A 14,383-nucleotide genomic window follows, 5' to 3' on the forward strand; every position below is an offset into this window, starting at 1 on the left:
TAGTTTCTATCGCGGGGCTTTTTTATAAGAGCAGCCGGAACTAACGACCGCAACAATTACAGCCAGTATCTTTTGCAATAGTGAGATAACGCCATTGATTCGCGCTGCCATCAAAAAGGCCCAACTGCCCGACCAGAGGCTTGCCAAAATCAGCGACCAGTTTCAGCACCTCCAGCGACTGGGAGCAGCCAACAATCCCGACAACAGGGGACAGCACGCCGTTTTGTGAACAGCTCAAATCCTCATCGCCGGTTAATTGATATAGGCATTCGTAACACGGGCTTTCTTTACTGCGAAAGTCAAACACCGTCAACTGCCCTTCCAATCGAATAGCCGCACCGGAAACCAAAGGAGTCTGCAACTTATAACAAGCTTCGTTTACCTGCTTTCGGGTTGCAAAATTATCGCAGCAATCCACCACAACCGTTGCCAACCCCACCTGATACAGCAACTCCTGCCGGCTTAATCTTTTATCAAAGGCGGTAACTGAAACAGCGGAATTTAATTTTTTTATCCCATTTTCTGCGGAGGCCGCTTTTGTACTGCCGACATATTTTTCCGTATGAATAATTTGCCGCTGTAAATTGCTTTCATCAACAACGTCATCATCAACAACCACCAGCTCGCCAACACCAGAGGCGGCGAGGTACATTACCACTGGCGAACCAAGCCCCCCCAAGCCAATGATCAGTACACGGGAAGCCATGATTTTTTCCTGCCCCTCAACCTCTAGCTGAGGAAGCAAAATATGGCGGCTATAGCGAAGCAATTGCTGATCGTTCATATTGTCACTCCGGACTCAACGCAAAGGTCACCCGATCATTGCCGCCGAGATCTTTTCGCGTTTCTATTTTCTGATAGCCTTTTTGACGAAACAAAGCCTGAACCTCATTCGCCTGCTGCCAACCGTGCTCTAACATCAAGGTCCCGCCCGGCGTTAGGTAATCGATAGCCGTTTTAATAATATGGCCAATATCCGCAAGACCACTATCGCCTGCAACCAGAGCGCTGACCGGTTCAAAAACCACATCCCCCTGCAGCAAATGGAGGTCACTTTTTTCGATATAAGGCGGGTTGCTTACGATAATGTCGAACACGGTATTCTCAACAGACAAAAACCAATCACTTTGCCGAATAACAACATTAGCAAAACCAAGCCTCTCCCGATTACGTTGCGCCAGCTGCACCGCCGCTAGGGAGCGATCGACGGCAAGAATATCGGCTGTCGGCAACTCACTCGCCAGCGCCAACGCAATTGCCCCCGTGCCTGTGCCCAAGTCGAGAATTTTTTTCTTTTCGCCAGCCAGCTCCAAAACGGTTTCAACCAGCAGCTCAGTATCGGGACGAGGGATTAGTGTCGAGGTATCAACAAACAGCGGTAATGACCAAAATTCTTTTTCGCCCAGAATATGGGCAACCGGTTCGCCATTTAAACGCCGCTTGAAAAATGCATCAAACTGAACGCTCTGCTCTGAAGACAATAATGACTCCGGCCACGTAAATAACCAAGTGCGATCTTTTTTCAGCACATGCCCCAGAAGCAATTCGATATCCAAACGAGCGCTGTCACTAACAACGCGCAGCTCCTGGGCACGCTTTATACATTCAGCGACAGTCGCCATGAAAAACCTCGAGAAGAATTACACCGTCGGCATGCGAAGTTAGCTCGCCAATGCGGCCAGCTGATCTGCCTGGAACTCATTGACCAAAGGCTGCACCACATCAGCCAAACCGCCGGCCATAATTTCATCCAATTTATAGAGGGTTAAATTAATGCGGTGATCCGTCACACGTCCCTGAGGATAATTATAGGTGCGAATACGTTCAGAACGGTCGCCGCTGCCCACCAGACTTTTACGCTCACTGGCCTGCTCCGCGGCGGCCTGCTCCTGCTTCGCATTATTTAATCGCGCGGCAAGTAAGGACATCGCCTTGGCTTTGTTTTTGTGCTGCGAACGCTCGTCCTGACACTCCACCACAATACCCGTGGGAATATGGGTAAGACGAATAGCAGAATCCGTTTTGTTTACGTGCTGACCACCAGCGCCCGAAGCGCGGAAAGTATCGACGCGCAAATCACCCTTGTTAATATCCACCTCTTCCGCTTCATCAGCCTCGGGCATAATGGCGACCGTACAGGCAGAGGTGTGAATACGCCCCTGAGATTCGGTTTCCGGCACACGCTGAACGCGGTGAGCACCAGATTCAAATTTCATTTGCGAGTAAACGCCCTGCCCCACAATGCGCGAAATAATTTCTTTATAACCGCCGTGGTCACCCAAACTTTCACTAATAATTTCTACCCGCCACCCGCAATTTTCTGCATAGCGCGAATACATACGAAACAAGTCGCCAGAAAAAATCGCCGCTTCATCGCCACCCGTTCCAGCGCGAACTTCCAAGAATACGTTTTTACTATCGTTTGGATCCTTTGGCAGCAGTAATTTTTGCAAATTAAGCTCTAGCGGTTCGATCTGCGCCTCATTGGATTTAATCTCTTCCTGTGCCATCTCGCGCATATCCGCATCGCCGTCATTCATCAGCATACGCGCGTCTTCAATATTTTCACTAACGGCTTGATACGCCTGAAAGCACTGCACTACCGGCTCCAACTCGGCGTACTCTTTACCCAGGTCGCGAAATTTATTCTGGTCGGAAATAACACCAGCGTCGCCCAGCAAAGCACCGACTTCGTCGTAACGCTCTACTAGGTGTTCCAGCTTTTCTTTAATGGAATCTTTCATTGAATATCTCGGGTTTACTCGTCGTCGGACAAGCCAAATAATATTTTAAAATCCTGCATCAACTGCTTTTTCCCCTCCACGCTGGCGCGTTTAAGTTCGGACGTCGGCTGATGTAAAAACTTGTTTGTTAGATTGCGCGCCAAACTATTCAACACCTCTTCCGGACTACCGCCCGCCTGCAGCGCTTTAAGGCTTTTTCGCAACTCTTCTTCACGTAAATTATCCGTTTTCTGCCGAAAACTTTTGATCACATCTACAGCCGACTGGGCGCGCAAATCATGTTCGTAACGGTTTACGCCCTGCTCGATAATCTCACGCGCAATTTCAGCGGCCTGCTCGCGGGATTTTTTGTTCTCATCGATAACCTCTTTCAGGTCATCAACGGTATAGAGAAATACGTCGGCAAGATCGCCTACCTGAGACTCAATATCGCGGGGAACCGCAATATCTACCATAAACATAGGTTTGTGCTTGCGCGCTTTTAGCGCAGCTTCCACGGCACCCTTACCCAACAGGGGCAACTGACTGGCGGTGGATGATATCACGATGTCGGCTGCGGGCAGGTACTGCGGAATATCCGCTAACAATATGGCCTGAGCATCCAACTCTTCCGCCAGATGATGCGCTTTTTCCAGAGTGCGGTTTGCCACGATTAAACGCTTGATACCCTGGTTTTTTAAATGTCGCGCCACCAGCTCGATGGTCTCACCGGCACCGATCAGCAGGGCGGTATCCTGCTTTAAATCAGAAAAGATCTGCTGGGCCAGTGACACCGCAGCGTAGGCAACAGATACGGGGTTTTCACCAATCGCCGTCTCCGAGCGCACTTTTTTTGCCACCGCAAATATGCGCTGAAAGGCATCGTGCAAACCGCTTCCCAGCGATCCAGCCTCCCGCGCAACCGCGTAGCAAGACTTCATCTGCCCCAGAATTTGCGGCTCACCCAATACCAGCGAATCCAAACCGCTGGCCACACTCATCATATGGCGGGCGGCATCATTACCACAATGCAGATAATGACAGGCCTGCAACTCTGCCCGATCAGCCTGTTTCTGGTCAGCCAGCCACTGCAGTAAATCGGCCGCAGCATCTCCCTCACAGTAGACCTCGGTGCGGTTACAGGTGGACAGAATAGCGATTTCCGTCACCCACTCCAGGCGCCGGGCATTCTGCAAAGCAGACCCCAGCTCGGCGGGCGAGAAAGCAACCTTCTCGCGTACATCGACGCTAGCAGTATTATGGTTAATGCCCAGAGCAATAAGAGTCATGGCGCCTTTTATAAGAAATTTTCAAGAAATCGCGGAAAAGCCGCCCATTTTCTGTGTTGCAGCCGAGTAAGGCAAGTTATCCCGACAGAAAAGCTTGGCGCCTTATAAACGACCAACCGGCTTCCGGCTTGTTATACTCCAACTAATCCCCATTAAGAAACCGGCTGACAAAAAAGTTGTCCACTGTTTACAGCGGTAAAGAACCAGCCCAATTATTATAAATCTGCACGCATTCAGCGCAGTAGGAAAGAGAGAGTTACTACCACCCCATGATCGAGTTGATATCCCGTTTCGGCAATAAACTGCTATTCACGCCAAAACGCTTAGCTATAAGCACACTTCTAGCGGCCTCGCTCCTGCAGGGGTGCACCTTCTCGCAGCAAAAAGCAGATAACGTTGTGGAAGAAACCCCCTCAAAACCTAAAGCGCCGACCAAAATTGCCGATCGCAGCTTTTCCACCGATACGCTATACGCATTGCTGGTTGCGGAAATGGCCATTGACCGCAAACGCTACGATATAGCCCTTAACAACTACGTGCAGCAATCGCTCTCAACCCGCGATCTGGAAGTAACAGCACGCGCCACACAGATTGCCCGAATTCTAAAAGCCCACCAGCCCGCCCTAGAAATGGCGGAACTGTGGGTGGAATTGGAGCCCGACAGTGAAGACGCGCTGCTAATTGCCAATGCAGAACTGATTGAAGCCAACCGGCTCGAAGAAGCGGTTGAACTCTCTACCCGCATTTTGAAGAATGGCGGAGCCACAGCCTTTGATGCCATTGCTGTACGCGCAACCGAAGGCGATATAGAAACCGTAAGAAAACTTTCCCACAATTATGCAAAGCTGCTGCAACAATACCCCGAAGAACAGCAACTGCTGCTGGGCAACAGCGTACTGCTCCAACAGGATGGTCGCTTCCATGAAGCGCTTACCTCCATCACTCAGGTACTAAGGCAAGACCCCAACCATCTCCGCGCAGCCTTCCAGGAAACCCGCATTTTGCAGCAAATGGGCAAACAGGATCTCGCACTGAAAAAACTGGCGGCACTAGTTGAAAACAATCCAGATAACGTCACCCTGCGTGCCCGCTACGCTCGCATCGTTGCCGCCACCGACTTAAATGAAAGCCGAAAGCAATTTGAAGCCCTGCACAAACAAGCGCCTTCCGACCCAGAAATTCAATTTTCACTGGCGATTGTAGAAAAAGAAAGCGGCCACTTGAGCAGCGCCGAGCAACACTTTAAAGCGCTTATCCTTAGCGGCTACTACCTATCGCCAGCGCACTACCACCTGGGCGATATTTATGAAAATCGCAACCAGGAAGAGCTTGCTCTGGGACACTACCAAAGCGTGGGCGCAGGCCCGCACTACCTAGGGGCAATGGCACGCGCGACCGGCATACTTAGCAACAGCGATCGTGAAATAGATGCACTAAATATGATCCGCGACCAAAGAAAACAGGCTGAAGGCAGCGATAGAGAAGGCCTATTTATTCTCGAATCAGAAGTTATGTCCACTGCAGGTCAAATGAGTGCAGCAGAAACAGTACTCAGCAACGGCTTATCAGAATTCCCTGAAAGCACACGCCTACTGTACTCCCGCGCCATGCTCTACACCCGCATCGACTATATCGCCGCTGCCGAGCAGGATCTAAAGCTCGTTATCTCACTCACACCGACAAACGCCGCCGCCCTCAACGCGCTGGGCTACACACTGGCCGACAGAACAGAACGCGTTGAAGAAGCCTATTCCTACATTATGAAAGCTTACGCGCTCACGCCGGAAGACCCCGCCGTTATCGACAGCCTGGGTTGGGTGGAATATCGTCGAGGCAACTTCCAAGCTGCACTGGTACGCTTGCGCCAGGCCATGAAAGTCATGCCCGACCATGAAATCGCCGCTCATCTGGGCGAGGTGCTCTGGGTAACCGGTGGCGAAGCCGAAGCGGTCAAAGTCTGGAAGCAGGGCCTGCACCTCAACCCCCAAAGCAGCGTAATTCGAGACACCCTGCACCGCCTTAAAGTAGACCTGGATTAACCCCCCTGTGCGCACCCTACTAAAAGCTTTCATACTGACAACGGTACTAATTGCCAGCGGCTGCGCCGTATCCCCCACCAGCAAAAACCTGCTATCCAGCCCGGAGCAAATGCAGCAATGGCGACTAGAAGGCAAGCTTGCGATAAAATTTAACGGCAAATCCCAAAGCGCCTACTTTCAATGGGAACACCACCTGGACGACTACAGCATTCGCCTCCACGGCCCCCTTGGCCAAGGCGGCGCCAAGCTAGAAAAAAAACATAAACAGGTAAGTCTGGAAGCCGAAGGCGCGAAACACACCGCCGCAAACGCAGAACAACTGATGGAACAAAGCCTGGGCTGGTCCTTTCCCGTTAGCGATATGAACTGGTGGATTCGTGGTCTCGCCTCCCCCAACACCCCAGTCACCTCACAAACTCACGATGATGCCGGCAACCTGAAACAGCTGGAGCAACAAGGCTGGATGATTCACTACCGCAAGCACCAGCCCGTCGGTCAATTGACTCTGCCGTACAAGCTGATAGCCTCGCGTGACAATATTCGCATCACGCTACTGCTAAAAAAGTGGGAGCTGTAACGCCTTGCCCTCCGCCACCCTGCCCAGTCCAGCCAAACTGAACCTATTCCTTAATATCACCGGCCGCCGCGAAGATGGTTACCACCAACTGCAAACCCTGTTTCAACTACTGGATTTTGGTGATCAACTAGAAATAGAGACCAACAGCAGCGGTGACATCCTACTGCAGCCGCAACTGCCTGGCCTTGCGCAGAAAGACAACCTCATCTACAAAGCCGCCAAACTATTACAGCAAGCATCCGCCTGCTCCCAGGGCGCAACCATTCGCACAAATAAAATATTACCCATGGGTGGCGGCATCGGCGGTGGCAGCAGTAATGCCGCAACAACCCTTGTCGGCCTGAACTATTTATGGCAATGCGGGCTCAACGAAAACCACCTTGCAGAACTGGGGCGTCAGCTGGGCGCCGACGTGCCCGTTTTTGTCCGAGGTAAAACATCCTGGGCCGAGGGCGTGGGCGAACAACTCAGTCCTATCGAAATGCCTCCATACTGGTATCTCGTTTTGGCGCCAAACTGTCACGTTAGTACTGCAACAATTTTTTCACATAAAGATTTGACAAGAGATTCGCTCGCCATTACAGTAGCCGCCTTCCTCGAGAAGGGCGGGAAAAACGACTGTCAACCACTGGTTGAACGACTGTTCCCGCAGGTGAGAGATGCGGTTGATTGGCTTAATCAGTATGGCCCGGCGCAGCTAACAGGAACCGGAAGTTGTGTATATGCAGCATTCGATTCCAAACAGCAGGCACTGGATGTTTACGCCAAGCGACCAAAGCATTTGAATGGCTTTGTGGCCCAAGGCGTTAATAATTCGCCACTGCATCAATGCCTCCCATGACTAACGGTCTAATCGGAAACGATTCTACTGGGGTGTAGCCAAGCGGTAAGGCAGCGGGTTTTGATCCCGTCATGCGAAGGTTCGAATCCTTCCACCCCAGCCACTTTACTCTTCCAATCGCGCCTCCTGCCACTTCTTCCTTTGTGTCTAAACCTGCAAAAGGAGCAGAAAAGTGCCTGACTTGATGGTATTTAGCGGCAATGCCAACCTTGAATTAGCTGAAAAAGTTGTAGCCAATTTAGGAATGCCTCTCGGGGACATCACCGTCGATAAATTTTCAGACGGTGAAATCATGGTGGATCTGAACGAAAACGTGCGCGGTCGCGACGTATTCGTCATTCAACCCACCTGTGCCCCCACCAACGACCATATTATGGAATTGATCGTTATGGTGGACGCATTGCGGAGATCATCCGCCGGCCGAATTACTGCCGTCGTACCCTACTTCGGATACGCCCGCCAGGATCGCCGAGTAAGATCTGCCCGCGTACCTATCACTGCCAAAGTTGTGGCCGATATGATGGTCACCGTTGGCGTAGACAGAGTACTAACCGTGGACCTGCACGCCGAGCAGATCCAGGGCTTTTTCGATGTACCGGTAGACAACGTCTACGGCTCACCTGTACTGCTACAGGATATCGAAAAACAACACTTTGAAAATCTGGTCGTTGTATCACCAGACATCGGCGGCGTTGTTCGCGCCCGAGCAGTTGCCAAGCAGCTGGGTATCGAACTCGCCATTATCGATAAGCGCCGCCCCAAGGCCAACGTGGCCGAAGTAATGAATATTATTGGTGAAATCGAAGGCCGAACCTGCCTGCTAGTAGATGATATGGTCGACACCGCTGGCACCTTGTGCAACGCAGCCAAAGCGCTGAAAGAGCACGGCGCCGACAAAGTCGTGGCCTACGCCACGCACCCGGTACTCTCTGGCCCAGCCATAGAGCGCCTGAACAACTCGATGATGGATGAACTGGTGGTTACCGATTCCATTCCCTTGTCGAAGGCAGGTAAAGAGTGCACCGTCATCCGCACCCTTACATTGTCCAACATGCTGGCCGAAGCCATGCGCCGCATCAGCAATGAAGAATCGCTGAGCGCCATGTTTAGCGAGTCAGTTAAGTAAAGAATTTTTCACCCAACGGTGAAAGCCAGCGTAAACAAACATTGCGCTAAACCAATACCCTATCGTTCCTGGTCGCGGGACAGTATGGTTTTTACTATTTATTAGCTACAAATTTAGGAGCTACACAATGTCTAACGAAGACTTCACACTTTCTGTAGTGCTACGTGACGAGTCAGGGAAAGGTGCGAGCCGCCGCCTGCGTCGCGAAGCCGATTTAGTGCCCGCCATCATTTACGGCGGCAGCAAAAATCCCGTAAACATCTCCATCCCTCATAACGAGCTGCTCAAGCACCTCGAGAATGAAGCATTTTACTCTCACATTATTTCTTTGGATGTGGCAGGTAAAAGCGAAGATGTGATCTTAAAAGATCTGCAGCGCCACCCGGCTAAACCCACGGTTCTGCACGCAGACTTCCTGCGCGTATCCAAAACCAAGAAATTCACCACTCGCGTACCACTGCACTTCACCAACGAAGAGAATTGTAAGGGCGTTAAAGTACAGGGCGGCGTAATTTCCCACAACATGACCGATGTGGAAATCAGCTGTTTGCCAGCCAACCTGCCAGAATTCGTTGAAGTGGATCTAACCGACCTAGAAATGGGCCAGGTTGTGCACATCTCCGACCTCAAACTGCCTAAAGGCGTTGAGTCTGTTGCTCTGGCACACGGTACCGACCACGATCTTCCTGTTGCAAACGTCAGTAAAAGTCGCGCAGTTTCAGCTGACGGCGACGACACCGAAGCCGAAGGCGAAACCGAAGCCGAAGGCGGCGACGAGTAAGCTTCCGAGCTTTGTACCGGGGCAGCCAATGGCTGCCCTTTTTGTATATCGTGTCCCTATGAATTGAATACAGCCACCATGAACGCAAGCGTGCAAATGATTGTGGGCCTGGGTAACCCCGGTGCCGAATACGCCAACACCCGCCATAACGCCGGCCAGGATTTTGTCGAAGACCTCGCCCGCGCCAACGGCCAAGTCATGAGCAATACGCCAAAGCACTTTGGCCTTACCGGCCGAATTACCCTCGGCGGCAAAGATGTTCGCCTACTGATCCCCACCACCTTTATGAACCGAAGCGGCCAAGCAGTAGCATCGCTGGCAAATTTCTTTAAAATAGCGCCGGAAAACATATTGGTCGTTCACGATGAGCTGGATCTTTCCCCCGGTATTGCCAAACTAAAGATAGGGGGCGGTCACGGCGGTCATAATGGCTTGCGCGACATTATCAGCTCTCTCGGCAACAACAAGAATTTTGGCCGCCTGCGTGTCGGCATCGGCCACCCGGGCAATGCCAATCAGGTTACAGGCTACGTGCTGAAAAAAGCACCGCTTGCCGAACAAAACATGATAGAAGATGCAATTCGAAAAAGTGAAAGCAGCATTCCAGACCTAGTCGCTGGCGACTGGGAAAAGGCCATGCGGGAATTGCACACTAACTAGGAGCATTCACGTTGCAAGCTGCCGGGAGAAAAAACACCGTCCCCGGAAGCAAAGCGCTCCTTAAAAACAGAATTTACACACATAGGACATTCTAAATGGGCTTTAACTGCGGCATCGTCGGCTTACCCAACGTTGGGAAATCAACCCTGTTTAACGCGCTGACCCAAGCGGGCATCGATGCGGCAAACTTCCCTTTCTGCACCATCGACCCCAATTCTGGAGTGGTCGCAGTGCCTGATCCGCGCCAGGATAAACTGGCCGAAATCGTCAAACCGGATCGCGTTGTACCAACGACCATGGAATTTGTCGACATCGCCGGCCTCGTTGCAGGCGCCTCGAAAGGCGAAGGCCTGGGCAACAAATTTCTCGCCAATATCCGGGAAACCGACGCCATTGCCCACGTTGTGCGCTGCTTCGACGATCCCAACGTAATCCACGTTGACGGCCGCATCAACCCTCAATCCGATATCGAAGTTATCAACACCGAACTGGCGCTGGCCGACCTGGACACCGTCGAAAAGGCCCTGCAGCGCTACAGCAAAGCCGCCAAAGGCCAGGACAAAGATGCCATTCGCATGAAAGCCCTGCTGGAAGAAATTCTGCCGCACCTGAATGAAGCCAAACCCCTGCGCTCTTTCGGCCTCGACAAAGACAGCTTAAAGCAGCTGAAAGAGCTCAGCTTACTCACCCTTAAGCCCACCATGTATATCGCCAACGTGGAAGAAGACGGCTTTAAGCACAACCCCCTGCTGGATGCGGTAATAGAAATTGCCGAAGAAGAGGAGGCGATTGTCGTGCCCATCTGCAACAAGCTGGAAGCTGAGATCTCCGAACTCGACGACGAAGAGAAACTGGAATTTCTGGAAGAAATGGGCATGGACGAGCCGGGCCTAAACCGCGTGATTCGCGCCGGTTACGACCTGCTTGATCTGCACACCTACTTCACCGCTGGCGTAAAAGAAGTGCGCGCCTGGACCATCCCCGTTGGCTCCACAGCACCGCAAGCCGCCGGAAAAATTCACACCGACTTCGAAAAAGGCTTTATCCGTGCAGAAGTCGTTGGCTATGACGATTTCGTCAACCACAACGGCGAAGCCGGAGCCAAAGAAGCAGGGAAATGGCGACTGGAAGGCAAGGACTATATTGTCAAAGACGGCGATGTTGTACATTTCCGCTTTAACGTCTAAATCCCCCTTGACATTAAAGGGGCGACTAGTGAAAATAGCCGCCCTCTCGAACCCGGCCAGACGTCATCGTAACCCGATACTCAGCCAACCCTCTCGAAACCGCAACGTTTAGAGAACAAAGGGTTCGATACGCAAAGCCATCGGCAATGCGAGCAAGCTAGAACCAGCAAAGCCACGCCTTTGTGCCAGCTCTAGCGAAGCGACATTTATAAAAATCAGGACGATTTTTATAAATAGTAGGTAACTAAGGGCAGGAGCCCGAACCATTGCCATCGGCAATGCGAGCAAGCTAGAACCAGCAAAGCCACGCCTTTGTGCCAGCTCTAGCGAAGCGACATTTATAAAAATCAGGACGATTTTTATAAATAGTAGGTAACTAAGGGCAGGAGCCCGAACCATTGCCATCGGCAATGCGAGCAAGCTAGAGCCAGCAAAGCCACGCCTTTGTGCCAGCTCTAGCGAAGCGACATTTATAAAAATCAGGACGATTTTTATAAATAGTAGGTAAAAAGTGGCTAGGTAGCTCAGCTGGTTAGAGCGCAGCACTCATAATGCTGAGGTCGGGAGTTCAAGTCTCCCCCTAGCTACCACTTTTTACTACTCTTCTCCGGTAAGCGATCACTTACACCCACCTGAAAACATCCACATAACATCCTCCAAGACTGTAAGACGACACATGGTATGAGATACCCCGGAATAAGTGGAATTGAGCGTAATTAGACACGTTTAGTAGGCCCTCACACAGTCCCTGAGCGAACAAAAACTACCGACTAATGCTTACCCACCCTCGACTACTACAGAAAAACATTCGAAATATATGAGCACATATTCCTGAAAATGTGCGGCGGCTAAATGTTGGAAAAACCACTATGGTGAGCTAAACGCATGCTAAGAAATTTGTTTTGTATTGATGTTTACGTAAAGGTTTACCGAAATAAATTTGTAATTCGACTCCTTGATGGATCCGAAATCCAGAAGGTAAGCGTACCTAGCAAGGCATTTACAACTGAAAGGTTGTTAGTGGGCTCATTCTCTGCAGCGGAATCTTGCTTAACCAAAGAAATCAAAGCGATTATTCCGAAAAGAATTTTTGCTGCAAAGCCCGCTATTTTAATACAGCCAATGGAAATGGTTGAGGGTGGCTTATCCGAAATTGAAGATAGAGTGTTTAGAGAATTGGCGCTAGGTTCTAGCGCCTACAGAGTTTCGCTTTACACTGGCAGGGAGTTATCTACATCGGAAGCGGTGAGTTTAATACATAAAAACCGGTAAGACGCATAGAATAAATAAAATGGTATCCGTAGAAACATGGCTGACTTATGTAGCGGCATTTTAGCGGGAAAATTATCAGCGCTGCGCACCTTATCTGGCTCGGACTAAAAGCCTTAAAGTTACGGGATTCAATCTCGTTATCAAAAGCCAATCACTCACCATTAAAGTCTGTATTCACAGAAGGCTTCCTCACCAGCGTATTGAACCCTAAGCCAGGCGCAAAGACGGGCGTTCAAACTATAGAAATGCAAAGTCCACAATTAATTATTCTTTATAGACAATGATTTAATCAAAAAAAGAATCTACATACATCATTCGAAAACCTTCCCTTCGAGACGAGATCGTATTCACATAGAACCTCGTCGTAAGACGTAGAACTTACGTTAGGCCCACGGCCATTCCACATTTAACGGCTTAAATTTCGGCAAGCCGATGTTTTTTGGGTGTCTAGTTTCAGGCGCGCGCTTTGCCACTCACCCACCGTAAATCCATCCATGGGGGTTTCGCGGCCTGTAGGTGCGTTTTTCTATTTCGACTTTAGCAGTATCGATCATTGCAGCTTCTCACCTTTCACAGCTCTTGCAGTTCGAATACTGGAATACGTTGTGGCCAGTTGTGCTTCTTGCATGGCGCAAGGCCTTCTCGGGCATGCTTTTGCTTCAGGGGGGTACCTTCAAGACCCCCTCCCCCGTCATTAACATAGCCCCTGGGCCTCTTTTAGCTTCAAGGGGGGTATCTTCAAAACCCCCTCCCCCCTGATTAACATAGCCCCTGGGCATGTTTTAGCTTCAAGGGGGGTATCTTCGAAACCCCCTCCCCCCTCATTAACATAGCCCCTGGGCCTCTTTTAGCTTCAAGGGGGGTATCTTCAAAACCCCCTCCCCCCTCATTAACATAGCCCCTGGGCCTCTTTTAGCTTCAAGGGGGGTATCTTCAAAACCCCCTCCCCCCTCATTAACATAGCCCCTGGGCCTCTTTTAGCTTCAAGGGGGGTATCTTCAAAACCCCCTCCCCCCTGATTAACATAGCCCTTGGGCATGTTTTAGCTTCAAGGGGGGTATCTTCGAAACCCCCTCCCCCCTAGTCCCTAGCCCCTAGCCCCTAGGCCTGTTTTAGCTTCAGGGGGCTAACGTTTAGGTAGAGGGGGAGCGTCTTTTAGCTGCCAAAGGATGGCGGAAAGGTACTCTTAGATCTTATTGAATGCCGAAATTAGCCACCGTGGGAACACCAGTTGCGCTTGCGGGTGATTTTTTGTATCGAAAGTCAGATGCTGTGCCGACATCCATTGCGCGCTTGCCCCATAAACCCGCCATAAACCCATCCATGGGGCTTCACACCCGCATCCCTGCGGGCGAGAATTTGTGGAGCAAGCCCTCAATTCATGTTGCGAGTAATGGTAGGCTTCCCTGGAAAGAAAAGCGTACTAACCCGTGCGCATCAGGATTTATATCACGTCGAAAAACATCATCAACTTCGCATGTATAGTTAACCAGCATAACAATTGCATAGGGGATTTTCAGCGAGTAGGATAATGGGCAAATAACAAAAAAATTCTATAACTGATTGATTCAAGAAAAACCCCTGTCCAGTTTGCAATATCATCTATCACATAACGGACAAAAGAGGCCTAAAAAATATAATTAAATGGCAAAATGTTAAAGTGTCCGTCATAACTTAGTTGAGCAAAGCCATGGACATATTCTTAAAGTTAACTGAAAACCCCCATATTCTTATTGTGGCGACGCTTTTTGCTGCTTGTACTTGGGTGGCTAGGGGATCAATTGTTATTCGGAATCTTCTTTAAAAAGCACGAAGATGAATTGATAAAGCTAAAGTTATAGATTAACGCTTCATATACGCAAGAGTTTGAGGGTAGTGTTCATTATTC

General features: G+C 50.4%; 14 protein-coding genes and 2 tRNA genes. 11 read left to right on the forward strand and 5 right to left on the reverse strand.

Annotation, left to right across the window (positions count from 1 at the left end; translation table 11 throughout):
• Positions 1-40 precede the first annotated feature (40 nt).
• Genes H5715_RS13275 through hemA form a run of 4 tightly spaced genes read right to left on the reverse strand, consistent with a single transcriptional unit; the run spans position 41 to position 4,012 of the window.
• The gene (locus H5715_RS13275) at positions 41-784 is read right to left on the reverse strand and encodes a HesA/MoeB/ThiF family protein (protein WP_075187239.1); all 744 of its coding nucleotides are present in this window, start codon (positions 782-784) and stop codon (positions 41-43) included.
• Positions 785-788: 4 nt separating this feature from the next.
• Positions 789-1,622 carry a peptide chain release factor N(5)-glutamine methyltransferase gene (prmC, locus tag H5715_RS13280; protein WP_075187238.1) on the reverse strand — a complete coding sequence of 278 codons (834 nt, stop codon included), beginning with the start codon at positions 1,620-1,622 and terminating at the stop codon, positions 789-791.
• A gap of 39 nt (positions 1,623-1,661) precedes the next feature.
• Positions 1,662-2,744, reverse strand: coding sequence for a peptide chain release factor 1 (prfA, locus tag H5715_RS13285; RefSeq protein WP_075187237.1), 1,083 nt, complete (start codon positions 2,742-2,744; stop codon positions 1,662-1,664).
• 14 nt (positions 2,745-2,758) lie between these two features.
• Entirely contained in the window at positions 2,759-4,012 is a 1,254-nt protein-coding gene (hemA, locus tag H5715_RS13290) for a glutamyl-tRNA reductase (RefSeq protein WP_075187236.1), read from the reverse strand.
• A gap of 269 nt (positions 4,013-4,281) precedes the next feature.
• Between hemA and H5715_RS13295 the strand changes: the two genes are divergently transcribed.
• The 8 genes from H5715_RS13295 (at position 4,282) to ychF (ending at position 11,223) form a co-directional block, all read left to right on the forward strand.
• Entirely contained in the window at positions 4,282-6,051 is a 1,770-nt protein-coding gene (locus H5715_RS13295) for a tetratricopeptide repeat protein (protein WP_075187235.1), read from the forward strand.
• A 7-nt stretch (positions 6,052-6,058) separates the two neighbouring features.
• On the forward strand, positions 6,059-6,628 hold the full coding sequence (gene lolB, locus H5715_RS13300; protein ID WP_075187234.1) for a lipoprotein insertase outer membrane protein LolB: 570 nt from the start codon (positions 6,059-6,061) through the stop codon (positions 6,626-6,628).
• 4 nt (positions 6,629-6,632) lie between these two features.
• Positions 6,633-7,469, forward strand: a complete 837-nt coding sequence (gene ispE / locus H5715_RS13305) for a 4-(cytidine 5'-diphospho)-2-C-methyl-D-erythritol kinase (RefSeq protein WP_075187233.1) — start codon at positions 6,633-6,635, stop codon at positions 7,467-7,469.
• A 28-nt stretch (positions 7,470-7,497) separates the two neighbouring features.
• Positions 7,498-7,572, forward strand: a tRNA-Gln gene (locus H5715_RS13310).
• An 81-nt stretch (positions 7,573-7,653) separates the two neighbouring features.
• Positions 7,654-8,595: a ribose-phosphate pyrophosphokinase gene (locus H5715_RS13315; RefSeq protein ID WP_075187298.1), complete on the forward strand. Its 942-nt coding sequence runs from the start codon at positions 7,654-7,656 to the stop codon at positions 8,593-8,595.
• Positions 8,596-8,722: 127 nt separating this feature from the next.
• Positions 8,723-9,376, forward strand: a complete 654-nt coding sequence (locus H5715_RS13320; protein WP_185906533.1) for a 50S ribosomal protein L25/general stress protein Ctc — start codon at positions 8,723-8,725, stop codon at positions 9,374-9,376.
• A gap of 78 nt (positions 9,377-9,454) precedes the next feature.
• On the forward strand, positions 9,455-10,036 hold the full coding sequence (gene pth / locus H5715_RS13325) for an aminoacyl-tRNA hydrolase (RefSeq protein WP_075187297.1): 582 nt from the start codon (positions 9,455-9,457) through the stop codon (positions 10,034-10,036).
• 95 nt (positions 10,037-10,131) lie between these two features.
• Positions 10,132-11,223 carry a redox-regulated ATPase YchF gene (gene ychF, locus H5715_RS13330; protein ID WP_075187231.1) on the forward strand — a complete coding sequence of 364 codons (1,092 nt, stop codon included), beginning with the start codon at positions 10,132-10,134 and terminating at the stop codon, positions 11,221-11,223.
• A 108-nt stretch (positions 11,224-11,331) separates the two neighbouring features.
• On the opposite strand, the gene H5715_RS13335 is transcribed toward ychF, so the two are convergent.
• Entirely contained in the window at positions 11,332-11,769 is a 438-nt protein-coding gene (locus H5715_RS13335; RefSeq protein ID WP_185906534.1) for a hypothetical protein, read from the reverse strand.
• Between H5715_RS13335 and H5715_RS13340 the strand changes: the two genes are divergently transcribed.
• The 3 genes from H5715_RS13340 (at position 11,737) to H5715_RS13350 (ending at position 13,980) form a co-directional block, all read left to right on the forward strand.
• Positions 11,737-11,813: transfer RNA gene (locus tag H5715_RS13340), tRNA-Met, on the forward strand. The genes H5715_RS13335 and H5715_RS13340 overlap by 33 nt on opposite strands.
• Before the next feature lie 295 nt (positions 11,814-12,108).
• The gene (locus tag H5715_RS13345) at positions 12,109-12,495 is read left to right on the forward strand and encodes a hypothetical protein (protein WP_075187229.1); all 387 of its coding nucleotides are present in this window, start codon (positions 12,109-12,111) and stop codon (positions 12,493-12,495) included.
• A gap of 1,200 nt (positions 12,496-13,695) precedes the next feature.
• Positions 13,696-13,980 carry a hypothetical protein gene (locus H5715_RS13350; RefSeq protein WP_185906535.1) on the forward strand — a complete coding sequence of 95 codons (285 nt, stop codon included), beginning with the start codon at positions 13,696-13,698 and terminating at the stop codon, positions 13,978-13,980.
• Positions 13,981-14,383 lie beyond the last annotated feature (403 nt).

Origin of the sequence: Teredinibacter haidensis, assembly GCF_014211975.1 — a bacterium.
Taxonomy (GTDB): domain Bacteria; phylum Pseudomonadota; class Gammaproteobacteria; order Pseudomonadales; family Cellvibrionaceae; genus Teredinibacter; species Teredinibacter haidensis.